The organism is Rhizobium mulingense (assembly GCF_029194105.1).
Lineage (GTDB): Bacteria > Pseudomonadota > Alphaproteobacteria > Rhizobiales > Rhizobiaceae > Rhizobium > Rhizobium mulingense.
The window spans coordinates 68,753-93,645 of record NZ_JARFVE010000010.1 but is presented as its reverse complement, the minus strand read 5'-3'; the positions used below and the strand labels follow the sequence as shown (position 1 = coordinate 93,645).

At 61.2% G+C, this 24,893-nt stretch carries 26 protein-coding genes and 2 pseudogenes; 17 read left to right on the top strand and 11 right to left on the bottom strand.

What is annotated here, in order from left to right; translation table 11 throughout:
• Positions 1 to 8: 8 nt before the first annotated feature.
• The 4 genes from PYR71_RS21670 to hemB form a co-directional block, all read right to left on the bottom strand.
• The gene (locus tag PYR71_RS21670) at positions 9 to 893 is read right to left on the bottom strand and encodes a DMT family transporter (RefSeq protein ID WP_275620774.1); all 885 of its coding nucleotides are present in this window, start codon (positions 891 to 893) and stop codon (positions 9 to 11) included.
• Positions 894 to 1,667, bottom strand: a complete 774-nt coding sequence (locus PYR71_RS21665; protein WP_275620773.1) for an arginyltransferase — start codon at positions 1,665 to 1,667, stop codon at positions 894 to 896. It lies immediately after the preceding gene.
• Positions 1,668 to 1,846: 179 nt separating this feature from the next.
• On the bottom strand, positions 1,847 to 2,305 hold the full coding sequence (locus PYR71_RS21660; RefSeq protein ID WP_009994177.1) for an RDD family protein: 459 nt from the start codon (positions 2,303 to 2,305) through the stop codon (positions 1,847 to 1,849).
• 72 nt (positions 2,306 to 2,377) lie between these two features.
• The gene (gene hemB, locus PYR71_RS21655) at positions 2,378 to 3,391 is read right to left on the bottom strand and encodes a porphobilinogen synthase (protein WP_183914968.1); all 1,014 of its coding nucleotides are present in this window, start codon (positions 3,389 to 3,391) and stop codon (positions 2,378 to 2,380) included.
• A 130-nt stretch (positions 3,392 to 3,521) separates the two neighbouring features.
• On the opposite strand from hemB, the gene PYR71_RS21650 reads away from it, so the two are divergent.
• The 7 genes from PYR71_RS21650 to PYR71_RS21620 all read left to right on the top strand — a co-directional run bounded on the left by PYR71_RS21650 (position 3,522) and on the right by PYR71_RS21620 (position 10,268).
• A complete protein-coding gene (locus PYR71_RS21650) occupies positions 3,522 to 3,959 on the top strand; it encodes a DUF6163 family protein (protein WP_183914966.1) in 438 nt (145 codons plus the stop codon).
• A gap of 129 nt (positions 3,960 to 4,088) precedes the next feature.
• Positions 4,089 to 4,604 (top strand): transcriptional regulator LdtR, encoded by a 516-nt coding sequence (ldtR, locus tag PYR71_RS21645; protein ID WP_275620772.1) that lies wholly within the window; start codon positions 4,089 to 4,091, stop codon positions 4,602 to 4,604.
• A 434-nt stretch (positions 4,605 to 5,038) separates the two neighbouring features.
• Positions 5,039 to 6,343 carry a L,D-transpeptidase family protein gene (locus tag PYR71_RS21640; protein WP_275620771.1) on the top strand — a complete coding sequence of 435 codons (1,305 nt, stop codon included), beginning with the start codon at positions 5,039 to 5,041 and terminating at the stop codon, positions 6,341 to 6,343.
• A gap of 215 nt (positions 6,344 to 6,558) precedes the next feature.
• Positions 6,559 to 7,857: a serine hydroxymethyltransferase gene (gene glyA, locus PYR71_RS21635; RefSeq protein WP_183914964.1), complete on the top strand. Its 1,299-nt coding sequence runs from the start codon at positions 6,559 to 6,561 to the stop codon at positions 7,855 to 7,857.
• A 9-nt stretch (positions 7,858 to 7,866) separates the two neighbouring features.
• A complete protein-coding gene (nrdR, locus tag PYR71_RS21630; RefSeq protein ID WP_003547190.1) occupies positions 7,867 to 8,343 on the top strand; it encodes a transcriptional regulator NrdR in 477 nt (158 codons plus the stop codon).
• A gap of 3 nt (positions 8,344 to 8,346) precedes the next feature.
• Positions 8,347 to 9,657 carry a bifunctional diaminohydroxyphosphoribosylaminopyrimidine deaminase/5-amino-6-(5-phosphoribosylamino)uracil reductase RibD gene (ribD, locus tag PYR71_RS21625; RefSeq protein WP_275620770.1) on the top strand — a complete coding sequence of 437 codons (1,311 nt, stop codon included), beginning with the start codon at positions 8,347 to 8,349 and terminating at the stop codon, positions 9,655 to 9,657.
• Positions 9,657 to 10,268: a riboflavin synthase gene (locus PYR71_RS21620; protein ID WP_183914962.1), complete on the top strand. Its 612-nt coding sequence runs from the start codon at positions 9,657 to 9,659 to the stop codon at positions 10,266 to 10,268. The genes ribD and PYR71_RS21620 overlap by 1 nt, the downstream gene beginning before the upstream one ends.
• Before the next feature lie 72 nt (positions 10,269 to 10,340).
• On the opposite strand, the pseudogene rfbA reads toward PYR71_RS21620, so the two are convergent.
• The 5 genes and pseudogenes from rfbA to PYR71_RS21595 form a co-directional block, all read right to left on the bottom strand.
• Positions 10,341 to 11,127: pseudogene (gene rfbA / locus PYR71_RS21615) on the bottom strand (glucose-1-phosphate thymidylyltransferase RfbA).
• A gap of 49 nt (positions 11,128 to 11,176) precedes the next feature.
• Positions 11,177 to 11,752: pseudogene (locus tag PYR71_RS21610) on the bottom strand (glycosyltransferase family 1 protein); the annotation flags it as partial.
• Between the two features lie 99 nt (positions 11,753 to 11,851).
• Entirely contained in the window at positions 11,852 to 12,367 is a 516-nt protein-coding gene (locus PYR71_RS21605; RefSeq protein ID WP_183914961.1) for a GNAT family N-acetyltransferase, read from the bottom strand.
• Between the two features lie 25 nt (positions 12,368 to 12,392).
• Positions 12,393 to 12,896: a cupin domain-containing protein gene (locus PYR71_RS21600; protein WP_275620769.1), complete on the bottom strand. Its 504-nt coding sequence runs from the start codon at positions 12,894 to 12,896 to the stop codon at positions 12,393 to 12,395.
• 177 nt (positions 12,897 to 13,073) lie between these two features.
• Positions 13,074 to 13,433 carry a hypothetical protein gene (locus PYR71_RS21595; protein ID WP_275620768.1) on the bottom strand — a complete coding sequence of 120 codons (360 nt, stop codon included), beginning with the start codon at positions 13,431 to 13,433 and terminating at the stop codon, positions 13,074 to 13,076.
• Positions 13,434 to 13,766: 333 nt separating this feature from the next.
• Here PYR71_RS21595 and ribH point away from each other — a divergent pair, with 333 nt between their 5' ends.
• From ribH to PYR71_RS21580, 3 genes are all read left to right on the top strand, one after another.
• Positions 13,767 to 14,222, top strand: a complete 456-nt coding sequence (ribH, locus tag PYR71_RS21590) for a 6,7-dimethyl-8-ribityllumazine synthase (RefSeq protein ID WP_004674116.1) — start codon at positions 13,767 to 13,769, stop codon at positions 14,220 to 14,222.
• Positions 14,223 to 14,224: 2 nt separating this feature from the next.
• Entirely contained in the window at positions 14,225 to 14,707 is a 483-nt protein-coding gene (gene nusB / locus PYR71_RS21585; protein WP_183914958.1) for a transcription antitermination factor NusB, read from the top strand.
• A 199-nt stretch (positions 14,708 to 14,906) separates the two neighbouring features.
• Positions 14,907 to 17,045 (top strand): sodium-translocating pyrophosphatase, encoded by a 2,139-nt coding sequence (locus PYR71_RS21580; RefSeq protein WP_183914956.1) that lies wholly within the window; start codon positions 14,907 to 14,909, stop codon positions 17,043 to 17,045.
• A 299-nt stretch (positions 17,046 to 17,344) separates the two neighbouring features.
• Here the strand turns inward: PYR71_RS21580 and PYR71_RS21575 are convergent, their stop codons facing one another.
• Positions 17,345 to 17,878: an outer membrane protein assembly factor BamE gene (locus PYR71_RS21575; protein WP_183914954.1), complete on the bottom strand. Its 534-nt coding sequence runs from the start codon at positions 17,876 to 17,878 to the stop codon at positions 17,345 to 17,347.
• A gap of 185 nt (positions 17,879 to 18,063) precedes the next feature.
• Here PYR71_RS21575 and PYR71_RS21570 point away from each other — a divergent pair, with 185 nt between their 5' ends.
• From PYR71_RS21570 to PYR71_RS21545, 6 genes are all read left to right on the top strand, one after another.
• Positions 18,064 to 18,669 (top strand): ubiquinol-cytochrome C chaperone family protein, encoded by a 606-nt coding sequence (locus PYR71_RS21570; protein WP_275620767.1) that lies wholly within the window; start codon positions 18,064 to 18,066, stop codon positions 18,667 to 18,669.
• Between the two features lie 11 nt (positions 18,670 to 18,680).
• Positions 18,681 to 19,235 carry a YceD family protein gene (locus tag PYR71_RS21565; protein WP_275620766.1) on the top strand — a complete coding sequence of 185 codons (555 nt, stop codon included), beginning with the start codon at positions 18,681 to 18,683 and terminating at the stop codon, positions 19,233 to 19,235.
• 99 nt (positions 19,236 to 19,334) lie between these two features.
• The gene (plsX, locus tag PYR71_RS21560; RefSeq protein WP_275620765.1) at positions 19,335 to 20,381 is read left to right on the top strand and encodes a phosphate acyltransferase PlsX; all 1,047 of its coding nucleotides are present in this window, start codon (positions 19,335 to 19,337) and stop codon (positions 20,379 to 20,381) included.
• Between the two features lie 20 nt (positions 20,382 to 20,401).
• The gene (locus PYR71_RS21555) at positions 20,402 to 21,373 is read left to right on the top strand and encodes a beta-ketoacyl-ACP synthase III (RefSeq protein ID WP_097581726.1); all 972 of its coding nucleotides are present in this window, start codon (positions 20,402 to 20,404) and stop codon (positions 21,371 to 21,373) included.
• 104 nt (positions 21,374 to 21,477) lie between these two features.
• Positions 21,478 to 21,816, top strand: a complete 339-nt coding sequence (locus PYR71_RS21550) for an integration host factor subunit alpha (protein ID WP_064682168.1) — start codon at positions 21,478 to 21,480, stop codon at positions 21,814 to 21,816.
• A gap of 151 nt (positions 21,817 to 21,967) precedes the next feature.
• Positions 21,968 to 22,510 (top strand): MerR family transcriptional regulator, encoded by a 543-nt coding sequence (locus PYR71_RS21545; protein ID WP_064682169.1) that lies wholly within the window; start codon positions 21,968 to 21,970, stop codon positions 22,508 to 22,510.
• Between the two features lie 11 nt (positions 22,511 to 22,521).
• Here the strand turns inward: PYR71_RS21545 and PYR71_RS21540 are convergent, their stop codons facing one another.
• The gene (locus tag PYR71_RS21540) at positions 22,522 to 22,869 is read right to left on the bottom strand and encodes a response regulator (protein WP_097581670.1); all 348 of its coding nucleotides are present in this window, start codon (positions 22,867 to 22,869) and stop codon (positions 22,522 to 22,524) included.
• Positions 22,870 to 23,243: 374 nt separating this feature from the next.
• Between PYR71_RS21540 and PYR71_RS21535 the strand changes: the two genes are divergently transcribed.
• Positions 23,244 to 24,890 (top strand): ATP-binding protein, encoded by a 1,647-nt coding sequence (locus tag PYR71_RS21535; RefSeq protein WP_275620764.1) that lies wholly within the window; start codon positions 23,244 to 23,246, stop codon positions 24,888 to 24,890.
• The last annotated feature ends 3 nt before the right edge of the window (positions 24,891 to 24,893 follow it).

Sequence of the window (24,893 nt, the reverse complement as noted above, 5' to 3'; positions counted from 1 at the left end):
GGCAACGTCTAATCCGCCAATGGCCTGACGCGCCTTCTCTGCACCATCCAGAAGCAATGCCCGGTGATCGCCGCCACCAAAATGCCGCCGCCAAGGAGCGTCATCGTCGCCGGCGTTTCCGCAAAGATCAGCCAGACCCAGATCGGGGCGAGTACGGTTTCGAGCAGGTAGAACATGCCGACCTCTGGGGCAGAGAGGTACCGCGGTCCGGTCGCCAGGCACCAAAAGGCGACCGGCATTACGATGGCGCCGTTGAGGAGGATCCATCCGGGATGGGCGATGGAAAGCCCCAAGGGCAGAGCTTGCGCAAGCCCGAGCGCGGCCGGCAGTATGGCGGCAAGCAGCGGTACGAAGCCCATGTCCCGGCGTGAGGCGCGCCCGATTGTGATGGCCGCCGCAAGTATAAGCGCGCTGATAACGGCCATGGCGTCGCCAAAGAAATGGCCGCTGGAAAGCCCATCACTCACGATCAGTCCGACGCCGACGACCATGAACAGCATGGCGACCAGCGTTGCGGCCTGTGGCTTCTCCTTGAGAAAAGTCCAGGAAAGAAGTGCCCCGAACATCGGGTTGAAGGCGACGATGAAGACGACATTGGCTGTGGCCGTATTGAAGACGGCGAGCACGAAGGTGAGGGAGGAGAGGCCATAGAGCAGACCGGCGAGCACGCCGGCCCGCCCCGGAACGAGCACCGGCCATCTGCCCGAGGTAAGGCGCATTGCGCCAAGGATGAGGAACGTGGCGAGAACCGTGGCTGCGCTTCGCACGCCCAGGATTGACCAGATATCGCCATCGCCAAGACGGACGAGCGGGATATCCATGGAAAGCGCCAGCCCGCCAATCGCCGTCAGCAGCAGACCCTTCCGATGGTCGGAACGAGCGGTGGGGGACATTCAGTCCTGGTTGCTTTCGCGCAGGGAGGGATCGAAACGTTCCCAGCCGCGCGGGGTAAGATGTTCTTGCGGTTGAAAGCGCGTCTTGTAGTCCATTTTCCGCGACCCTTGCACCCAGTAGCCGAGGTAGACATGCGGCAGGCCGAGCGCCCTGGTGCGCCTGATATGGTCGAGAATCATGAAGGTGCCGAGCGAACGCCGCTCGAGCCCCGGATTGAAATAGGAATAGACCATCGACAACCCGTCGCTCATCGTATCGGTCAGAGCAGCGGCAAGCAGCTCGCCCTTCGGCCGCTCTTCCAGTCCGGAACCTTCCTCGCGCCGGCGGTATTCGACGATTCGCGTATTCACATGCGTGTCTTCCACCATGATCGCATAGTCGAGCACGGTCATATCGGACATGCCGCCTTGCTGGTGGCGGTAGTCGAGATAGCGTCGGAAGAGCGAATATTGTTCGCTGGAAGGCTGGGCGGTGAATTCGGTGGCGATGACATCGGAATTGGCGGCAAGCACCCGCTTCATCGATTTCGTCGGCTCGAATTCCTGGGCAAGAATCCGCACGGAAACACAGGCGCGACAGGATTCGCAGGCCGGACGGTAGGCGATGTTCTGCGAGCGGCGGAAACCGCCTTGTGTCAGGATGTCGTTCATCTCGGCCGCACGCGGGCCGACCAGATGGGTGAAGACCTTGCGCTCCATCTCATGCGGCAGATACGGACACGCAGCCGGAGCCGTCAGATAAAACTGCGGGGATGGCGTTGTCTGCGTATTCATTTGTCGCGGAAGTTTCCTTGTCGAGACAGTGCCGTTTTCTGACAGCATGACCTAAGAATAGAAAACGTCAACAGCCGGACGATTCCCGTCCTTCATTTCAGTCTTCTAAAGTTAAATATGGAGCGTCTGCAACAGGCGGCAAAGGGAAGGCGGAGACTTTATTTCGTCTCCGCAGCGTTTCAAGCGGTGCGCACCGTCACCGTGCCGACCAAGAGGTCGTGGATGAGGCGGCTGCGTTCGATAAACAGGCCGGCAAGCAGGATGAGCGGCGTCAGCACCGAGTTGAGGATCCAGAACAGCGCCAGATGCACGATCGCCGTCAGGAAGTCCATCGGCCGCCCATCGACGCGCACGATCGCAATCCCCATTGCCCGCATGCCGAGCGAGGCCTGGCTCGGCCCGCCGACGGTCAGGCCGAAGTAAATCCCGGCGACGATGACGAAGAGGGCAGGGTAGAGAAGGAAGCCTAGCCCGAGCGTGATAATCGACAGGAAGAACAGCACGATCGCTGCGGGGATCCACAGCAGCGCCACGATGAGGTAGTCGAGGATGAAGGCAAGGACACGGCGGCTCAACACGCCGCTATAGGCGCGCCAGTCCTCCGGTGCGGCAAAAAGCGGATTGGGGTTGTAGCTCATCTCGATCTCCTGGGAAAAAGCGATGCCGCTGATATGGTGTCGGTAGGGCGAAATACAATAATCGTCCTACACTCACCGTTTTCCGAGAATTTTCGCCACCTCGACCGCGAAATAGGTGAGAATGCCGTCACATCCCGCCCGCTTGAACGACAAGAGCGTTTCCAGCATCGCTCGCTCGCCGTCGATCCAGCCATTCATCGCCGCCGCCTTGATCTGCGTATATTCGCCGGAGACCTGGTAGGCGAAGGTCGGCAGGCCGAAAGCCTCCTTCATCCGCCAGCAGATGTCGAGATAGGGCAGGCCCGGCTTGACCATCAGCATGTCGGCGCCTTCCTCGACGTCGAGGGCCGCGTCGCGGATCGCCTCGGTGCCGTTGGCGGGGTCGATATAATAGGTCTTCTTGTCGCCCTTCAGCAGTCCGCCGGTCGAGATCGCCTCGCGATAGGGGCCATAGAAGGCGGAAGCGAATTTCGTCGCATAGCTCATGATGCCGACGTTCTGGTGGCCGGCCGCGTCGAGCGCCATGCGGATCGCGCCGATCCGCCCATCCATCATCTCCGACGGCGCGATGATGTCGGCGCCGGCATCCGCCTGCATCACCGCGGCGCGCGCCACTTGGTCGACCGTCTCGTCATTGACGATCTCGCCGTCTCTCAGGATCCCGTCATGGCCATGGCTGGTGAAGGGATCAAGCGCCACGTCCGTGATGACGCCGATATTGGGGACCGCCTTCTTGATCGCCGCCGTCGTCTGGTTGATCAGGTTATTGGCTTCCAGGCTGTTCGAGCCGGTCTCGTCGCGCAGTTCCATTTCGATGTTCGGAAATGTGGCGAGCGCCGGAATACCGAGGCCGGCCGCTTCGCGTGCGGCTTCGACGGCTTTGTCGATGCTCATGCGGTTGACGCCCGGCATGGCCGCGATCGGATCGACGATGCCGGAACCCGGCACGATGAAGATCGGCCAGATCAGGTCGTCGACCGTCAGCCGGTTCTCCTGCACCAGCCGGCGCGTCCAATCCGCCTTGCGGTTGCGCCGCATGCGGCGATGGCCGGTGATGTCGTCGACGAGATGCGTTCTGTCCTGCATGATATCTATCCCCAGCCCATTCCATTTATCGGAGCGCTCATTATCATGGCGCCCGGAAAATCCAAACCGGACGATTGGCCGCGGCGGAAAACACCCTTATGACGATACAACCGGAACCGATGTCTGCGCCATGGAAACCGATAGTCCGACGATCCCGAAACGCACACTGGCGGATCTCCTCTTCATTCTCTTCCTGAGGCTGGTCGCCGTATCCTGCTTCTGGTTCGGCCTGCAATACTGGGCGATGCTCGTCGGCTATTCGCTGGTCGGCGCCGGCCGCTTCGATCTGTTGAGCCTGCCGTGGAAGGTGGCAAGCACCAGCCTTGCCGTGCTTTTCCCCGTCGCGTCCCTCGGCCTATGGCTCACCGTCTCCTGGGGGCCGGTCATCTGGGTGCTCGCCGCCGGCGGCCAGGTCCTGATGTATGGCCTGCTGCCGGATATTTTCGGCCCCAACAAGCTGATCATCCTGCTGCATCTCATGGTCGCCGCCGTCTACTGCATTTTCCGCCTGCTGCTGTGGCTGGAAAAGCGCCGGCAGCGCCGCCAGGTAAGCGTTGATTTACCCTGAGACAACGTGGGGTTTCCAGTAAGGCTCCGTTAAGCCTGCGGTTTAAGTCGAATTTTATTTGTATTCGATAGGGTCTCACTCAAGGCGGGAAGAAAACGACACCGCCAATCAAACAGTGAGGCAGTCAATATGAACACGAAAATCAAGCCGCAGGCGGTATCGAACGTCCGTGACCAGCAGGATCAGGGCATCCGTGATCTTTACATGGAATCCCTTCATCTTGTTGAACGTCTTCACCGTCGTCTTCTCGACGTCATCAAGGATGAGTTCGACCGGCAGGGCCGCAGCGACGTCAACGCCATCCAGGCGCTGCTCCTTTTCAACATCGGCAATTCCGAGCTGACCGCCGGCGAGCTGCGCTCCCGCGGCTACTACCTCGGCTCCAACGTTTCCTACAACGTCAAGAAGCTGGTCGATCTCGGTTTCATCAACCACCAGCGCTCGCGCATCGACCGCCGCTCGGTCCGCATCAGCCTGACCGAAACCGGCCAGGACATCGCCGAAACCGTGGCCAAGCTCTACGAACGCCACATCGCCTCGATCGACAAAGTCGGCGGCATCGGCACTGACGAGTTCACCCAGATGAACAAGCTGCTCCAGCGCCTCGACCGCTTCTGGAACGACTCGATCATGTATCGTCTCTAAAATCCCTGACCTCCTTTCAGGGTTGCAGAAAACCGGACGTGTCCCTGCGCGTCCGGTTTTGCCGTTTGCCCGCGTGGCATCTTTGCAACGCAGGGCAAGCAAGCGTTGTCGCCTGTATTCAAGCCGTTTTTTAGCCGTTATTAACCGGCACCGTTTAGCCCGTCGTAGTTCGTTGCGTCGTGTCTCCGGCAGGCGGCGGTCTGTCTTCCGAGCCGGTAACACGAATTGGCCATATTGGTGTGGCAGCGGAAGGTTTAACAACCGGCGCTTGAACAGATCGGAATGTTCAGTCTTGTTGCATCGCGCTTCTGTGATGGGGCTAGCGGAATTTTTTGATGCGCCGGGACAACGAATGCACAGAGAGCTGCGTTAAGGCGCAGTGATATCGCAAAGAGCCGCGGCTTTCCTTGTCGCGGCATTCAGTGGTTGGGACTATGTCGAAGAAAAACAGAATTGAAGCTCTTTCGCGCCGCGCTTTCCTGGCGTCGGCAGCAACGGTTGGCGCCGGCGCGCTTGCTGCCGGGCCTGCATTGGCGCAATCGGCGCTCGATGGGCTCCTGAACGCGCCGCGCCGCGGCAACTGGGACGACCAGTTCGACGCCAAGGCGGCTTCGCGCACGGCAAGCGCCGTGGTTTCCAACACCCCGATCCTTGGCCCCCAGTCAGTCGCGAGCGCCCAGCAGGCGATCATGCAGTACCAGCAGATCGCGGCTGCCGGCGGCTGGCCTGAAGTCAATCCCGGCGACCAGCGCCTGCAACTGGGCGTCAGCCATCCCGCCGTTCAGGCGCTGCGCCAGCGTCTGGCGATCACCGGCGACCTTCCGCGCGAAGCCGGCATGTCGAGCGCCTTCGATTCCTATGTCGACGGCGCCGTCAAGCGCTTCCAGGCGCGTCACGGCCTGCCGTCCGATGGCGTCCTCGGCGAATTCACGCTGAAGGCGATGAACATCCCAGCCGACGTCCGTCTGCAGCAGCTGAACACCAATCTTGTCCGCCTGCAGACCTTCCCGGAAGATCTCGGCCGCCGCCACGTGATGGTCAATATTCCGGCCGCCTATGTCGAGGCTGTTGAAGACGGCAGCGTCGCGACCCGTCACACTGCGGTCGTCGGCCGCTTGAGCCGCCCGACGCATCTCGTCAATTCGAAGATCTACGAGGTCATCCTTAACCCCTATTGGACCGCGCCGCGCTCGATCGTCGAGAAGGACATCATGCCGCTGATGCGCAAGGATCCGACCTATCTCGAAAAGAACGCCATCCGCCTGATCGACGGCAAGGGCAACGAAGTCGCCCCGGAAACCGTCGACTGGAACGGCGAGGCGCCGAACCTGATGTTCCGTCAGGACCCGGGCAAGATCAACGCCATGGCGTCGACCAAGATCAACTTCTACAACAAGAACGGCGAGTACATGCACGACACGCCGCAGCAGGGCCTGTTTAACAAGCTGATGCGCTTCGAATCTTCGGGCTGCGTTCGTGTCCAGAACGTGCGCGACCTGACGAACTGGCTGCTGCGCGAAACTCCCGGCTGGAGCCGCCAGCAGATGGAGCAGGTGATCGCAAGCGGCGTCAACACGCCGATCAAGCTCGCGGCGGAAGTTCCGGTCTATTTCGTCTATATCTCTGCCTGGGGCATGCCCGACGGCATCGTCCAGTTCCGTGACGACATCTATCAGATGGACGGCAATGCCGAATTGGCGCTCGATACCACGGCTGGCATGGAACAGCCGGTGCAATAAGCGGCGACCTCTGCATCGCGCCCTCGAACCGCGCCTTCCCGGCGCGGTTTTTTTATTCCGGCGAGGGCGCATTATACCGGAGCTGCGATTCATCGGCGCCGCGCGTCGCAAAATGACTGGAGCGCGCGCTTTGCTCAGCAAATGTCGTTCTTCGTATTGCCCTTGCCACAGGGGAAGGATAATACCTTCGCGCATTCCAGTTGAGGAGCCCGCCCATGACCAATGCTTCCACCGAATCCTTCTTCAATCGCTCGCTTGCGGACATCGATCCCGAGATTTTCGGCGCGATCGGAAAGGAACTCGGTCGCCAACGGCACGAGATCGAACTGATCGCTTCCGAGAACATCGTCTCCCGCGCCGTGCTGGAAGCTCAGGGCTCCATCATGACCAACAAATATGCCGAGGGTTATCCGGGCAAGCGGTATTACGGCGGCTGCCAGTTCGTCGATATTGCCGAGGAACTGGCGATCGAGCGCGCCAAGAAGCTGTTCGGCGTCAATTTCGCCAACGTCCAGCCGAATTCCGGCTCGCAGATGAACCAGGCCGTGTTCCTGGCGCTGCTGCAGCCCGGCGATACCTTCATGGGCCTCGATCTCAATTCGGGCGGCCACCTGACGCATGGTTCGCCGGTCAACATGTCCGGCAAGTGGTTCAACGTCGTCTCCTACGGCGTGCGCGAAGGCGACAACCTGCTCGACATGGATGACGTCGCCCGCAAGGCCGAACAGCACAAGCCGAAGCTCATCATCGCCGGCGGCACCGCCTATTCCCGCATCTGGGACTGGAAGCGCTTCCGCGAGATCGCCGACTCGGTCGGCGCCTATCTGATGGTCGATATGGCCCACATCGCCGGTCTTGTCGCCGGCGGCCAGCATCCGTCGCCGTTCCCGCACTGCCATGTCGCGACGACGACGACGCACAAGTCGCTGCGCGGCCCGCGCGGCGGCGTCATCCTCACCAATGAAGAGGATCTCGCCAAGAAGTTCAATTCGGCCGTCTTCCCCGGTCTGCAGGGTGGCCCGCTGATGCACATCATCGCCGCCAAGGCGGTCGCCTTCGGCGAGGCGCTGCAGCCGGAGTTCAAGGAATACGCCGCCCAGGTCGTCAAAAACGCCCGGGCGCTTGCCGAAACGCTGATCTCAGGCGGTCTCGATGTCGTCTCCGGCGGTACCGACAACCACCTGATGCTCGTCGACCTGCGCAAGAAGAATGCCACCGGCAAGCGCGCCGAGGCAGCGCTCGGCCGCGCCTACGTTACCTGCAACAAGAACGGCATTCCCTTCGACCCGGAAAAGCCCTTCGTCACCTCGGGCGTGCGCTTGGGCGCACCGGCCGGCACGACGCGCGGCTTCAAGGAAGCCGAATTCCGCGAAATCGGCAACCTGATTGTCGAGGTTCTCGACGGCCTGAAGGTTGCCAATTCCGACGAAGGCAATGCCGCCGTCGAAGCCGCCGTGCGCGGCAAGGTGGTCAACCTCACAGACCGCTTCCCAATGTATGACTACATGGGGTAAGGAGTAGCGATGCGCTGCCCCTATTGCGGTTCGGAAGATACTCAGGTCAAGGATTCGCGCCCGGCGGAGGACAATACGTCCATCCGCCGGCGGCGTATTTGTCCGGATTGCGGCGGCCGCTTCACCACCTTCGAGCGCGTGCAGCTGCGCGAGCTGATGGTCATCAAGAAGACCGGCCGCAAGGTGCCCTTCGACCGCGACAAGCTGGTGCGCTCCTTCGAAGTGGCGCTGCGCAAACGCCCGGTCGAGCGTGACCGTATCGAGCGCGCCGTCTCCGGCATCGTCCGCCGGCTGGAAAGTTCCGGCGAGACCGAAATCTCCTCCGAGCAGATCGGCCTGCAGGTGCTGGAAGCCATGAAGAGCCTCGACGATGTCGGCTTCGTGCGCTACGCCTCCGTCTATCGGGATTTTTCGCTTGCCGAGGATTTCGAGAAGGTCATTTCCGAAATCAACGCCAAGATCGCCCGCGACCCGCTGGACAGATGAGCCATGAACGTCACGCCGGATGACGAAGGTTTCATGGCGGCGGCGATCCGGCTGTCGCGCCGGCATCTCGGCCGCACCGCCACCAACCCTTCTGTTGGCTGCCTGATCGTCAAGAATGGCATCATCGTCGGCCAGGCGGTTACCGCCCTTGGCGGCCGCCCGCATGCCGAGCCGCAGGCGCTTGCCGAAGCCGGCGAGGCTGCCCGCGGCGCCACCGCCTATGTCACCCTCGAACCCTGCTCGCATCACGGCAAGACGCCGCCCTGTGCCGAGGCGCTGATCGCCTATGGCGTCGCCCGCGTCGTCATCAGCGTCACCGATCCCGATCCGCGGGTCTCCGGCCGCGGCATTTCCATGCTGCGTGACGCAGGCATCGAGGTCGATGCAGGTGTGCTGGAAGCCGAGGGCCGGCGTTCGCTGGCCGGTTATCTCACCCGCCAGACGAAGTCCCGGCCCTATGTGACTCTCAAGCTTGCCGTTTCTGCCGATGGCATGATCGGCCGTGCGGGGGAGGGACAGGTGGCGATCACCGGCGCAGAGGCCCGCGCCGAGGTGCAGGCGCTGCGCGCCGAAACCGACGCGATCCTGGTCGGCATCGGCACGGCGATATCGGACGATCCGCTGCTGACGGTGCGCACACTCGGCATGGAGGCGCAGTCGCCGATCCGTATCGTACTCGATCCGTCTTTGGCGTTGCCGCTGACGAGCAAGTTGGTTGCGACGGCGCGGGAAGTGCCGGTGATCTTGGTGGCGAGCGAGCAAGTGTGGCCCTTGTCGGCGGATGCGGAGGGTTTACCCCCCTCTGTCCTGGCGGACATCTCCCCAACAACGGGGGAGATCAGCAAGGAGCGGGATCCGAATTCCCAAGATGTCTCGTCATCACGATCAACAGCAGATGTAGGGCAGGGCGCCAGCCCCCAGCCGATCTCCCCCCTTGTGGGGGAGATGCCCGGCAGGGCAGAGGGGGGTACCGCACCCACCAACGCCGCCGACATGGACTCCCGCCGCGCCGCACTGGAAGCCGCCGGCGTCGAGATCGTCTACTGCAATCCCTATCATCCGGAAATCCTGCTGCCGGCGCTTGCGACACGCGGCATTTCTTCCCTTCTGGTCGAGGGGGGCGCCAAGACGGCGCGGCTTTTCCTGGAAGCCGGTCTCGTCGACCGCATCCAGCTTTACCGGGCGCCCGTCATCATCGGCGCGGACGGTATTGAATCGCCGCTTGATGCAACCGACATACCATCCGGTTTCGCCCATATGGGCACGCGTATATTCGGCGCAGATCGCCTGGATGAATATGAAAGAGAGAGTTGATGTTCACCGGAATTGTCACTGATATCGGCATGATCGAGTCCGTTTCATCGCTAAAGGAGGGCATCAAGCTCCGCGTTGCGACGAGTTACGATCCCGCCACCATCGATATGGGCGCCTCCATCTCCCATTCCGGCATCTGCCTCACGGTGACTGGCCTGCCGCAGGAAGGCAGCAACGACCGCTGGTTTGAGGTCGAGGCCTGGGAGGAGGCGCTGCGGCTGACGACGATCGGCACCTGGCGGGAAGGCAGCCGCATCAACCTTGAGCGGTCGCTGAAGATCGGCGACGAGCTCGGCGGCCATATCGTTTCCGGCCATGTCGATGGCAAGGCGGAAATCCTCTCGGTGACATCGGAGGGCGACGCCACGCGTTACCGCCTGCGCGCACCCGAACATCTGGCGAAATTCGTCGCCCCAAAGGGGTCGATCGCGCTCGATGGCACCTCGCTGACGGTCAACGCGGTCGACGGCACGGATTTCGACGTCCTGCTCATCCGCCACACGCTTGAGGTCACCACCTGGGGCGAGCGCCAGGCCGGTGATTTCGTCAATTTCGAAGTCGACACTATGGCGCGCTACGCCGCCCGGCTGGCGGAATTTCCCAGCGCATAACACGAAATTGCTGTCGATTTCCCGTATTATGCGCGGGTTGAAAGTGACAGCGCGTCTGGCCGTCCAGACAGCTCACCAAACCGGCGATAGCTTCGTCAGATACTGGCCGTAGGCACTCTTGCCGTGCTTCTCCGCAAGTCTGGCGAAGTCGTCCTGCGAGATGTAACCCATGCGCCAGGCGACTTCCTCGGGGCAGGCGATCTTGAAGCCCTGGCGTTTCTCCAGCGTGCTGACGAAACCTGCGGCATCGTGCAGGGCGTGCCGGTGTCGAGCCAGGCATAGCCCCGGCCCATCAGCTCCACGAAAAGCTGGCCGCGCTCGAGATGGGTGCGGTTGACATCGGTGATTTCCAATTCGCCGCGCGGGGACGGCTTCAGGTTGGCGGCGATATCGACCACCTGCTGGTCGTAGAAATAGAGGCCGGTCACCGCCCAGTTCGATTTTGGTTCCTTCGGCTTCTCCTCGATTGACAGCGCATTCATCTTTTCGTCAAAGCCGACGACGCCATAGCGTTCCGGATCGGTGACGTGATAGGCGAACACCGTCGCGCCCTCCCGCCGACTCGTGCCGGATTTCATGATTTCCGGCAGTCCGTGCCGGTAGAAGATGTTGTCGCCGAGAACGAGTGCCGAGTTGTCGCCATGCACGAAGTCGGCGCCAATGATGGAGGCCTGGGCGAGGCCGTCCGGGCTAGACTGTACGGCATAGCTCAGCGAAATTCCCCATTGCGAGCCGCGGTCGAGAAGGCGCTTGAAGGCTTCGACGTCGTGGGGCGTGGTGATGATCAGCAGCTCCCTGATGCCGGCGAGCATAAGCGTCGCATCGGATAGTAGATCATCGGCTTGTCGCAGACTGGCATCAACTGCCGCCGGATTTAAGAAGCGCCGCGAATATCTCTTCGGCGAAGTCCGCCCAGCTTGCTTCGCCGCTGCCGACTCGAAATCGGCAGGCGCCGGCACGAAGGCGGCGATCTTCAATCCTGTGGCAGTGGCCTGCTGGACATAGAGTCCGAGCAGGCGCTCGATCACGAAGGGGCGCATCGTCGCGTTGGCGTCGCGTGAATATTGCGCTGAACCGGCATAGGCAATGCGCGCCGGCGTGCCGCGGCGCGCTTCATTTTCCAGCGATTCCAGAATGCGTTCGCAGAAGGCGAAATACCCAGACCAGAACTTTCTATTGCCGCAGAAATAGTTGCAGAACATGAAGGCGGTTTTGTCTTGCGGCGGCGCGATGGGGTAGCCAAGCTGCTGGATATGCAAGAAGATCGGCTCCATGCCTGGATGGCCGCCAAGCAGCGAATGCTCCCAGACGTTGCTGTAAATGGCGGCGTGGCCGATCAGCGGATTGTAGAGATACGCATCCGCACCTTCCGCCCTGGCCTTTTCCGCCTCGGTGACGAACGATGGGAAGTCTGTTACGGATTTTACCTCGAATTTGCTGGACAGCAGTCCCCAGAACACGTCTTCGCCGAGGCCGATCGCCTTAAGCCTGCCGTCGCCACCCGTGATATCGGCAGGTGTCAACAAGACCGCAATGGTCTCCACCCATATCGACGGGCTGGGCAACCCGCTTGACGAAATTCCCTAACGCGAAAACTGAATGACTTCGCCATTATACCGCGCCCGCGCCGTCTCGCGGAAGCCGAGCTTGGCTGCGACCCTGAGTGACGCCGCATTCTCGGGGCTGATGATGCAGCTCATTGCCTTTCCCGGAAAACGCGCTTCCGCCCAGCCGATCAGGGCTGTCAGCGCCTCGGTAGCATAACCGCGGCCCTGGGACGCAGGCATCAGCGCCCAGCCGACCTCCATCGTTCCCTCGATTGACGGTTCCATTTCGCGGCGGGCTTCGAGAAATCCGGCTTCGCCGACAAATCGACGGCTGGCCTTTTCCTCGATCGCAAGAAAACCGAAGCCCATATGATGCCACATGCCGGCAATGCGCAGCATACGAGCCCAGCTCTGCTCGCGTGTTGACGGCGCGCCGCTGATGAGGCGGACAACATCCTCGTTCGCCCACAACGTCGCATGCGCCTCGAAATCGTCGAGGTGGTGAGGGCGAAGTATCAATCGCTGCGTTTCGAGCGTCGGAATGTTGGTCACATCGGTTCCCTTGGAAGCTGTATGGTCAGGCGCCGGCTTCGCCGTCCCAGTAATCGAGGGGATTTTCCGCGCGTCCCATATGGCGGAATCGCCCGGGCCTTGCTCCATCTCTATTGGTCTTGGCAAGAAACTTTCCGGAATCGGGATATTCGACGATCTCGGTCTTCGCCATCGTCGAGATGCCGAGATAGACGAGGGTCGCCGTTCCGGTATTGATGATCTGGTGCGCCGTTTCAGGCCCGCCGGCCGGCGCGCCGAGCACGTCGCCGGCTTTGATCGCATGGCGCTCGTCGCCGAAGCGGTATTCGCCGGTGCCCGCGATCACGTAGAAGAGTTCGTCTTCGACATGGTGATTGTGGAAGGGGCAGCTCGATTTGCCCGACGGCACTTCATTATAGCTGATGCCGAGGCCGGCCAGACCAAGACGTGCGCCGAACGAGGCGTCGGCGCCTTCGTAGAACTCGCCCTGTTTCCAGTGGTCGAGCGCGAGATCGGCGATATTGATCACCACTTTGGATTCCGTCGCCATGATGTCCTCCTGTTGCAGAAAGAGAAGCTATCATTTTGGCGGAGAATTCAATGCCCGTCTGCGTTGATCCCGGATATCCCCGGCATGGGCGGAGAGGAGACCGCCGCCCATGCTTCGAGCGCCGCGCTTCCGGCGGAACGCGCCGGGACGCTCTATCGTTGGCAATGCGCTGGAACCTCAGCGAACGTAGAAGGTCAGGCTTCCGTCAGCGGCCTGTTCGGCATTGACGATGTTGCGGACGTCGACGCCTTCATTGTTGAGCCGATGGGCAAGCGACCTGTTGGCGTCGATCGAGGCCTGGATGCCGCGAATGGCCTGGCTGGAGCGTTCCGGCGCCGAGCGCGGACCCGTCGTCTCGTCGTCGAGATTGCGCCAGTTATGGACCTGCTCGACGTTGAAGTCATTGCCCTGGAAAGTCCTGAGCGTCTGTTCGATGCCGTGGGCGGTGTTCATCCCAAGGCTTTCGGCCCGACTGACGCCGGCAAATGCAAGCGAGGAGAGGGCGGCGGCGAGCGTGATTGTGACAATGCGGTTCATGATTGTATCCTTTCATCTGCTTTGACGGTCGGCTGTCTTTGCAGGGGATCGTCTCGTCACGACATGGAATTGGCGTCGTGCTCTTCGCGATTCAATGGACTAAGCCACTGAGAATCCATTAAAAATTCTTCATGAAAATTGCCTTCGAATTGCCGTTTTCCAGGCGACCTGGGAAACTGGTTCGAAAGGCCTGCTCAGCTGTGCAGCTATCCCTTTGCCGATATTTCGTCTTTGGCGTTGCGGCATCGGGCGAAAGTGCTTGCCATTCTGATGAAGGCATGTTTTGACCGCGGCCTGCCGAATGGAAAACGCCCGATAAACCGAAGGTGAACCATGCCGAGAGAGACCGCTCCCCATATTTTGATCGTTGAGGCCCGCTTCTACGACGACATGGCCGATGCCCTGCTCGAAGGCGCGACCTTCGCATTGCAAGAGGCCGGCGCCACCTTTGAGGTCGTCACGGTTCCCGGCGCGCTGGAAATTCCGGCGGCGATTGCCATGTCGCTCGATGGAGACGACAATGGCGGCACACATTATGACGGCTATGTCGCCCTCGGCATGGTCATTCGCGGCGAGACCTATCACTTCGATATTGTATCGAACGAATCCTCGCGCGCATTGATGGATCTCGCGGTCAGCGAGTCCCTTGCCATCGGCAACGGCATCCTGACCGTGGAAAATGACGAACAGGCCTGGGCGCGCGCGCGCCGCTCGGACAAGGACAAAGGCGGATTTGCCGCTCGCGCAGCTCTGACGATGATCGAGCTGAAGCAGAAACTGGGTGCATGAGAATGAGTGACGACAAGACGGAACGGCCGGTCAAGATTGCGAACCAGCGGGGCGCTGCCCGTCTTGCTGCCGTTCAGGCGCTCTATCAGATGGATGTCGGTGGCACGGGCGTTCTGGAAATCGTCGCCGAATACGAGGCGCACCGCCTCGGGCAGGAACTCGACGGCGCGACCTATCTGAAGGCCGATGCCGGCTGGTTCCGCTCCATCGTCTCCGGTGTCGTGCGCGATCAGGTCCGCCTCGATCCGCTCATCGCTGCAGCGCTGCAGGATGATTGGGCCCTGTCGCGGCTTGACAGCACCGTGCGCGCCATCCTCCGCGCCGGCGTCTTCGAACTCCTTGACCGCAAGGACGTTCCGGTGGCGGTCATCGTCACCGAATATGTCGAGATCGCGCAGGCGTTTTTCGATGACGACGAGCCGAAGCTCGTCAATGCCGTGCTCGACCGCATCGCCAAGCAGGTTCGCGGCGAAGCGAAGAAGTAAGTCCTTAGCCGACCGAATAATCTCCCTGCGTCTTTCTTCGTACCGTAGTGGTTTTCGCCCGTTGCGGTCTTGACGCCACGTGATCGACCACGCAATCTCCGGACCGCTTAGCTGTGGCATTTCTGTGGAGAGGAAGGCGAGTCGGCGGCGTATCTGCCGGAGGAGGAGTGAACTCCGGCCTATGGGAGGAAAGAGCGAAATGACCATTCTTTTATGCGTAATTGCATGCGGTCTGCTCTCGGTGGTCTATGCCGCCTGGGCAACCCGGTCGGTGCTTGCCGCCGATCAGGGCAATAGCCGGATGCAGGAGATCGCGGGCTATATCCGCGAAGGCGCCCAGGCCTATCTGACGCGCCAGTATCGCACCATTGCCCTCGTCGGTGTCGTTGTCTTCATCGCAGCCTGGCTGCTTCTTTCCGCCACGGCCGCCATCGGTTTCTTGATTGGCGCCGTCTTGTCCGGCGCTGCCGGTTTCATCGGCATGCATGTCTCCGTTCGCGCCAATGTGCGCACCGCGCAAGCGGCGTCCGCAAGCCTCTCCGCCGGCCTCGACATCGCCTTCAAGTCGGGTGCGATCACCGGTATGCTGGTGGCGGGTCTCGCGCTGCTCGGCGTCTCCATCTACTACACTATTCTGACCGTCGGTCTCGGCCATGAGAGCGGCTCGCGCGAAGTCATCGATTCGCTGGTGGCGCTCGGCTTCGGCGCTTCGCTGATCTCGATCTTCGCCCGTCTCGGCGGCGGCATCTTCACCAAGGGCGCCGATGTCGGCGGCGACCTCGTCGGCAAGGTGGAAGCCGGCATACCTGAGGACGATCCGCGCAACCCGGCGACGATTGCCGATAACGTCGGCGACAATGTCGGCGACTGCGCCGGCATGGCCGCCGACCTTTTCGAGACCTATGCGGTCTCCGTCGTTGCCACCATGGTTCTCGCCGCGATCTTTTTTGCCGGCGCGCCGATCCTCGAGTCCGCGATGGTCTATCCGCTGGCGATCTGCGGCGCCTGCATCATCACCTCGATCATCGGCACCTTCTTCGTCAAGCTCGGTTCGAACGGCTCGATCATGGGCGCCCTCTACAAGGGCCTCATCGTCACTGGGCTGCTGTCGATCGTCGGTCTTGGCGCCGCCACGTCGCTGACGGTCGGCTGGGGCTCGCTCGGCACCGTTGCCGGCGCCGACGTGACGGGCACCAACCTCTTCGTCTGCGGCCTTGCGGGCCTCGTCGTCACCGCGCTGATCGTCGTCATCACTGAATATTATACCGGCACCGGCAAGCGTCCGGTCGTTTCGATAGCCCAGTCGTCGGTGACCGGTCACGGCACCAACGTCATCCAGGGTCTGGCGGTCTCTCTGGAATCGACCGCCCTGCCGGCCATCGTCATCGTCGGCGGCATTCTCGCCACCTATCAGCTCGGCGGCCTTTTCGGCACCGGCATCGCGGTCACCGCCATGCTCGGTCTTGCCGGCATGATCGTTGCGCTCGATGCCTTCGGCCCGGTCACCGACAATGCCGGCGGCATCGCCGAAATGTCGCACCTGCCGCCGGAGGTGCGCAAGTCGACCGATGCGCTCGATGCTGTCGGCAACACCACCAAGGCCGTCACCAAGGGCTACGCCATTGGCTCGGCGGGTCTCGGTGCCCTGGTGCTCTTTGCCGCCTACGCCAACGACCTGCAATATTTTGCCGCCCATGGCGACCAATATCCATACTTCGCCAATATCGGCACGATCTCCTTCGAGCTGTCGAACCCCTATGTGGTCGCCGGCCTGCTGTTCGGCGGTCTGATCCCCTATCTCTTCGGCGGCATCGCCATGACAGCCGTCGGCCGCGCCGCCGGCTCGATCGTCGAGGAGGTGCGCCGTCAGTTCAAGGCGAAGCCGGGCATCATGCAGGGCACGGAAAAGCCGGATTACGGCAAGGCTGTCGACCTTCTGACCAAGGCGGCGATCCGCGAGATGATAGTGCCGTCGCTGCTGCCGGTGCTGGCGCCCATCGTCGTCTATTTCGGCGTGCTTCTGATCTCCGGCTCCAAGGCCTCAGCCTTTGCCGCGCTTGGCGCATCGCTGCTCGGCGTCATCATCAACGGCCTCTTCGTCGCCATCTCGATGACCTCTGGCGGCGGCGCCTGGGACAATGCCAAGAAGAGCTTCGAGGATGGTTTCGTCGATAAGGACGGCGTGCGTCACATGAAGGGCTCGGAGGCGCACAAGGCCTCCGTCACCGGCGATACCGTCGGTGATCCCTACAAGGACACCGCCGGCCCCGCCGTCAACCCGGCGATCAAGATCACCAACATCGTCGCGCTGCTGCTGCTCGCTGTTCTCGCGGGTTGATGCCGCAACGGCGATGTGTGCAACCGGCTAGATAGTTGACCAAACCACTGCCCCTCACCCTAACCCTCTCCCCGTAAAAACGGGGAGAGGGGACGTGCCATGCGAGAGGTTTGCGTGGGATCGAGAGGGTGCGGCATATCCCCTTCTCCCCGTCAAAACGGGGAGAAGGTGCCGGCAGGCGGATGAGGGGCAGGCCTCGACAATTTACAGGGCCGAGATGCGTGCCCCGGCCGAGATGACATCCACTAAAAAAAACCGCCGGATCGCTCCGGCGGGTTTTTCGTTGAAGGCATGTCCGATCAGCGCAGGCTGCTCGGATTCTGCGGTGTGCCGCCGGCGCCGCCGCCGAACAGGCTGCGGGCAGCGCTCGCGGCGCTGCCGCCGGAAAGCATCTGCTGCAGGAAGGTGAGTTCCTTGCCGCCGGTCGGCGTGACACGTCCGATCGTGTCGAACACCTTGCCGTCCTGAAGCGTATAATTGGCGCGGCGGCTGACGACGCCGTCCTTGTCGAAATAGATGGCCAGAACGGTCTGGTCGACGACCTTCAGCTTCTGGAAGGCGACGGCGCGCGTGCGCCGCTGCGAGATATAATAGAAGACTTCGCCGTCGAAGGTCGCCGTCGTCGACGGCGTGCCGAGCGACAGCAGCACCTGTTCGCGGCTGGAGCCTTCCGGAACGAGATTGAGCGACTGCTGATCGACGACATAGCCGCCGTTGAGCACGGTGCTGGTCTGGCAGCCCGAAAGAGCTGATGTGGAGGCGATTATGAAGGCAATGGCCGCGCTGCTGAAGAACTTCATGTCAGACTTGAAATACCGTTTCTTCAACGACATCTACTCCCTTGAGTGTCGATATCAGCCGTTTGGGCCTTGCACGCTTCCTCCTGCAAAACCATTGTGGCCATTCCGGGTCGAATGTCCCGAATTTGTTTCACCAACGCCTCGAAGGCGTCGGCCCGAAACTGGCCACGATCGGCATTGCAATTCGCGCCTGCTTCGGTAAACCAGCTTTGGAAATCATGCAACAAGGCCAGAGGCCGGCCGGCGTGAAGAATGAGGCATTTCCGGAAAAAACAATGATCTTCGGGCTCTTCCGCAAGAAAAACAACAATCAGGCGATCGTCGACAGGCAATACGCGGCGCTGACGGCCGCCGCGCGCATGCCCGAACTCTATGAGCGGCTCAATGTGCCGGATACGGTCATGGGCCGTTTCGAAATGCTGTCGATCGTGATGATTCTGTTTTTTCGCCGTACGCGCGCCTCTGCAGTCAGCGGCCAGGAGATCGCCCAAGAGATCGTTGACGCCTTTTTCCAGGACATCGACTATTCTATCCGCGAACTCGGCATCGGTGACAACAGCGTGCCGAAACGGATGAAGAAGCTCGCCGGCATGTTCTACGGCCGGCTCGAAACCTATTCAAAGGCGATGGATGCCGGCGAGGGCGAAGCGCTTGCGCTGGCGCTACAGCGCAATATCTACCCCGAAAGCCCGGCGCCGGCCGACATGTCCGGTCTTGCCGGCTGGATGGTGGCGGCAGAAGCCCATCTGTCCGCCATTTCGGAAGAGATGATTGCCAGCGGCTCGGCAACGCTGCCACCGGTCGCCTGCCCACCGGCCGCCTAAAGGAGGAGACGATGAAAAACGATCGGGACGATGTTCCCTTCTCCTATCGCGTGAAGGTCGGCCATATCTCCGCCAACCCCGTCGAGGTCCATATCGAGGCCGACGCCAACGAATTGAAGGCGCTCGCCGAGGCCTGGAACGTCGTCTCCGTCGAGGATCTGAGCGCCGATCTGCAGATTGCCCGCTGGAAGCGCGACGGCGTGCGCGTCAAGGGCAGCGTGCAGGCGAAGATCGTCCAGTCCTGCGTCGTGACGCTGGAGCCGGTCGAAGCCGCCGTCGACGAAAACTTCGAGCAGATTTTCGTGCCGGAGGGCTCCAAGCTTGCCCGCCAGCCCGGCAATGACGCCGGCGAAATGCTGCTCGATCCGGACGGTCCTGATCTGCCCGAGACCTTTGTCGGCGATACGATCGATGCCGGCGAGGTGGTCGCGGAATTCGCCGCTCTTGCGATCGATCCCTATCCGCGCAAAGAGGGCGTCGAGTTCGGAGGTCATATCGAGGATAGCGGCGAGAACGATAAAAAGCCCTCCGCTTTCGCGGTTCTCAAGGACTGGAAAAAGGACTGAAGCCACTCTGGCGTTTGGCACAATTCAGTTGTATGCGACGCCAAAACCGGTATTTTGGCCGAAATTTCGCCCCTCGGCGGAAAGAAGGATCAGGGACGCGTGATCAGAATATCTCTCGACCTCATGGGTGGCGACTTTGGTCCCCAGGTTGTCATCCCCGGCGCTGCCAAGGCGCTGGATCGGCATCCGGATATTTCCTTCGTTTTTTACGGTCTTAAGGAACAGTGCGATCCTGTTCTCGCCAAATTTCCGAAACTTAAGGAAAAATCCGTCTTTCACGATTGCGAGCTTGCGGTCAGCATGGAAGAGAAGCCGAGTCAGGCGCTGCGCCGCGGCCGCTATGTCTCCACCATGTGGCGTTCGATCGAGGCGGTGAAGACGGGAGATGCCGATGTGGCGGTCTCCGCCGGCAATACCGGGGCACTGATGGCGATGGCGAAGTTCTGTCTTCGCACCATGGCCAATATCGAACGCCCGGCGATCGCAGCGATCTGGCCGACGCTGAAGGGTGAGAGCATCGTGCTCGATGTCGGCGCGACGATCGGCGCCGATTCGCAGCAGCTGATGGATTTCGCCCTGATGGGCGGCGCCATGGCGCGCGCGCTTTTCGAGATCGAACGCCCGACGATCGGCCTTCTGAACGTCGGCGTCGAAGAGGTGAAAGGCCAGGAAGAGGTCAAGGAGGCCGGTCGGCTTTTGCGCGAGGCCAATATCGATTCGCTCGAATATTCCGGCTTCGTCGAGGGTAACGATCTCGGCAAGGGGACGGTCGACGTCGTCGTCACCGAAGGCTTCTCCGGCAATATCGCGCTCAAGACCGCCGAAGGCACGGCCAAGCAGATCGCCGAATATCTGCGTGCGGCCATGTCGCGCACGCTGCTCGCCCGCATCGGCTACCTCTTCGCCAAAGGCGCCTTCGACATGCTTCGCGAGAAACTCGATCCGAGCAAAGTCAACGGCGGCGTGTTTCTCGGCCTGAACGGCATCGTCATCAAGAGCCATGGCGGCGCCAATGCCGAAGGCATCGCCGCCGCGATCGAGGTCGGCTACGACATGGCCAAGAACGGCCTCAATCAGAAAATAGAAAACGATCTTAAGAAATATCATGCCAAGCGCCTGCCCCCGATGGGCCCGGAAGCGGCATGAGCGATGGGGTTCAATCGAATATGATCCGTTCAGTGGTTCGCGGATTCGGAGCCGCACTTCCGAAGCGCGTGATGACCAATCGAGATATGGAAGCCATTGTCGATACGTCGGACGAATGGATCGTCCAGCGCACCGGCATCCGCCAGCGTTACGTGGCCGGTGACGACGAGACGACGGCCTCGCTCGGCGAGGCGGCCGCGCGTGCGGCGCTCGAAAACGGCGGCCTGACGCCCGCCGACATCGATCTCATCATCTGCGCCACCTCGACGCCCGACAACACGTTTCCGGCGACCTCGGTCAACATCCAGAACCGTCTCGGCATGCGCCACGGCTTCGCCTTCGACGTTCAGGCGGTCTGTACCGGTTTCGTCTATGCGGTGACGACTGCGGACGCCTATATCCGCGGCGGCCTTGCAAAACGCGTTCTGGTGATCGGTGCGGAGACTTTTTCGCGCATTCTCGACTGGAACGACCGCACAACCTGCGTCCTCTTCGGCGACGGCGCCGGCGCGATCGTGCTGGAGGCGGCCGAAGGCGAGGGGACGTCTGCCGACCGCGGCGTGCTGACCGCGCATCTGCGCTCCGACGGTTCGCACAAGGACAAGCTTTATGTCGACGGCGGACCGTCGACGACGGGCAGCGTCGGCAAGCTGCGCATGGAAGGCCGCGAGGTCTTCAAATACGCCGTCGGCATGATCACCGATGTCATCCAGGCAGCGTTCGATTCGACCGGCACCACCGCCGAAGATCTTGACTGGCTGGTGCCGCACCAGGCCAATCGACGCATCATCGACGGTTCGGCGAAGAAGCTGAACATCGATGCGGAAAAGGTCGTCGTCACGGTCGATCTGCACGGCAATACCTCGGCCGCCTCGATCCCGCTCGCGCTTGCGACCGCTGCCGGCGACGGCCGCATTAAGAAAGGTGACCTGGTGATGCTCGAAGCGATGGGCGGCGGCTTCACCTGGGGCGCCGTGCTGCTGCGCTGGTAAGCGCAAATCCTAAAAAACTGGCGGCGAACAAGAGCTTGACCGTGAGGCGCAAGACAAATACTCTTCGATCGCTTTCACAAAATTATTTGTAATGGGCGGGGACCATGACCGGAAAAACAGTGACGCGAGCAGACCTGGCGGAATCCGTTTTCCGAAAGGTTGGCCTTTCCCGGACAGAATCCGCCGAACTTGTCGAAACCGTCATCGACGAAATCTGCAACGCCATCGTGCGTGGTGAGACCGTCAAGCTTTCTTCCTTCGCCACCTTTCAGGTTCGCGACAAGAACGAGCGGATCGGCCGCAACCCGAAGACCGGCGAGGAGGTTCCGATCTCTCCCCGCCGGGTCATGACCTTCAAGGCATCGAACGTGCTGAAGACGCGCATCCTCAAGGCGCATGTCGCTCGCAAGGTCAAGCTGAAGCCGCAGAATCCGGCTCTCTGATATCGGTCTTCCGCCTGCTCGGAACGGCTTTTTTCTCCCGCATCATCCATCGCCTGTGCGCAACGTCGACACATGACTTGAATTGTCGGCGCCAAACCTTTGAAATATGGTGAGTCGCCGTTGGATCGAGCCTGCGAGGTTGCGTAGCAGTATGACGTTGGACAAGAGCCCCGATGCCTTTCGCACCATCAGCGAAGTTGCAGACGATCTTGATCTGCCGCAGCATGTGCTGCGCTTCTGGGAAACGCGGTTTCCTCAGATAAAGCCGATGAAACGCGGCGGCGGCCGTCGCTACTACCGGCCGGAGGATGTCGACCTTCTAAAGGGCATCCGGCATTTGCTCTATGATCACGGCTATACGATCAAAGGCGTGCAGAAGCTTCTGAAGACCAACGGTAACAAGTTCGTCATATCGGTCGGCCATGGCGATCTCGCCAGCGTCGAGGCGCTTGCCTCGGGCGTGCAGGAGACGGGATCAGGCGAGCCGCGCGTCGGCATGGCCGAGGAGGACCAGATTGTCGGCCGCGCAAAGCCGCCCATCACCCGCCGGTTCTTCAACTTCGTCGCCGGAGACGACGATCAGCCGGAAGTCTCGATCGGTAAGTCGAGCATCGGCAAGGAAGACAGGGCGTTGCTGCAGGAGGCGCTTTACGACCTCCTCGAATGCAAGCGTCTGCTCGATCAGGTGCGTTGAGGAAACATTCCTCAGGCTTCAGCAAGCAGCTTCATCGCCTGTTCGAGCTCGCTGAGCTGGAAAGGTTTGCGCAGCACCGGCAGCGTGCTTGGGGTGCTGCCTTCTGGTGCACTGCCATAACCCGTCGCATAGAGATAGGGTTTGCCGCGCTCGTCGAGCAGCTTTGCGACCGGCAGCGAACTTCGGCCGGCAAGTGAGACGTCGAGGATGGCGGCGTCGAATTCCGTGTCCTTGGCAGCTGCGAGCGCCCGTTCCAGATCGGGCGCAGTCGCGCAAACCCGATAGCCGAGATCGCTCAGCATATCCTCAAGCAGCATAGCGATCAGCGCATCGTCTTCGACGATGAATATATCTTTCATGATCCCGTCCACCCATTCCCCTTGCTGGGCACGAAGTTTATGTGGACCGCTTGTGCAGCTCGTCAAGATGCCGCACGCAGCGGTGGTAAGACCTGTTGTGCAAAAGCCGCGCCGCGGTCTACGGCACGATATGTGTAAACATAAAAGCCTAAGGCCCGGCAAGCGAATCTGAAAGATCGCGCCGCGCTTTCGAAACAGCATATTGCCCGGCGAAATTCGTTGTGCAAAAGCTGGGATGCAGTTTCAGCGACGGCTACAGCATAATTCCCGAAATCGGAATCGCTTTACGGAAAAAATTATGCAGTAATTCAACGCGTTGCAGCGTCCTTTGCGCGCGTCTGAAAGGACGCGCGCGCTGTGAGAAGGGGTAAGGAATGGATTTGCTGAGTGCCACGGATTGGCTGCGTCACAGGCCGGGCTATACCTATCCGCTGGCGGTTGCCTTCGTTGGTCTGACGTTTCTTCTGCGACTCGCCGCCAGCGATTATCTCTCCGGTTTTCCCTTCCTGAGTTTCCTCCCGGCGATCTTGCTCGCCAGTTTCATCGGCGGCGCAGGACCGGGCTTTGTCGCGGCCATGGTCGCGGTCTTCGTCGTTCAGCAGTTTTTCGTCGAGCCGCATGACGCATTCTGGCCGGTCAGCGCCGGCCAATGGGTTGGGCTTTCGACCTATCTGGTCAATGCCGCGATCATCATCGGACTGATGGAGATGATCATCATCGCCCATGGCAGGCAGAGCCGCCTCCGCGCCGAGCTCAACGGTTTCAATGCGCGCCTGGAGGAGACGGTGGCCGAGCGCACTGCCGCACTCAGGCACGAGATGGAAGAGAATGCCGCCGCCCAGGCGCAGGTCCGGCAGTTGCAGAAGATGGAGACGATCGGTCAGCTCACAGGCGGCGTCGCCCACGATTTCAACAACATGCTGGCAATCATCATCGGTAATCTCGATCTTGCCCAGCGGCGCATGACCGGACATGAGGATCCGCGCCTGCTGAACTCTCTTCAGAATGCCAGAGACGGGGCTCAGCGGGCCGCGCTGCTGACCGCGCGTCTTCTCGCTTTCTCGCGCCAGCAGCCGCTCGCCCCGGAGGTGATCGACGTCAACAAGCTGGTCGGCGGAATGTCGGAGTTACTGCGACGCACGCTCGGCGAACATATCCGGATTGAGACGGTGCTCGCCGGCGGCCTCTGGCCGAGCTTTGCCGATTTGAGCCAACTTGAAAACGCCATGCTGAATGTGGCCGTCAATGCACGCGACGCCATGCCTGGCGGCGGTCATCTTACAATCGAAACTGCCAATACCGAACTGGATGAGCGTTATGCGCGGATGCATTCGGAAGTCGAAGCAGGCCAGTATGTGATGATCAGCATGACCGACACCGGCACCGGCATGTCGCCTGATGTGATCGACCGCGCCTTCGATCCGTTTTACACTACCAAGGGACCCGGCAAGGGGACGGGCCTCGGCCTAAGTCAGGTCTACGGCTATATCAAGCAGAGCGGCGGCCATATCAAGATCTATTCGGAGATCGACCGCGGAACGACGGTGAAGATCTATCTGCCACGCCATGTCGGCAAGGCAGATGCGCGTCTCGCTGCCGCCGGCGCACAGCCGATCCCCCAGGGCAGCGTCAACGATACGATTTTGGTGGTGGAGGACGATGAACACGTCCGCACCATGACCGCCGAAAGCCTGCATGAGCTCGGTTACACCGTATTGCAAGCGGGAAGCGGCATAGAGGCACTTCTCCTTCTCGAGGAGAATTCCGATATCGACCTGATCTTCACCGATATTGTGATGCCGCAGATGAGCGGGCGTCAGCTTGCCGACGCCGTTCAGGAAAAATGGCCGAGAATCCGGATCCTCTACACCACGGGTTACACTCGCAATGCGATCGTCCACAATGGCGTGCTGGATCACGGCGTTTCGCTGCTCGCCAAGCCTTTCAGCCTGGAGCAGCTCGCCCATAAGATCCGCGAACTCTTGAATATGCCGGTGCGGGTGGGAGACGAGGGGACCTGAGGT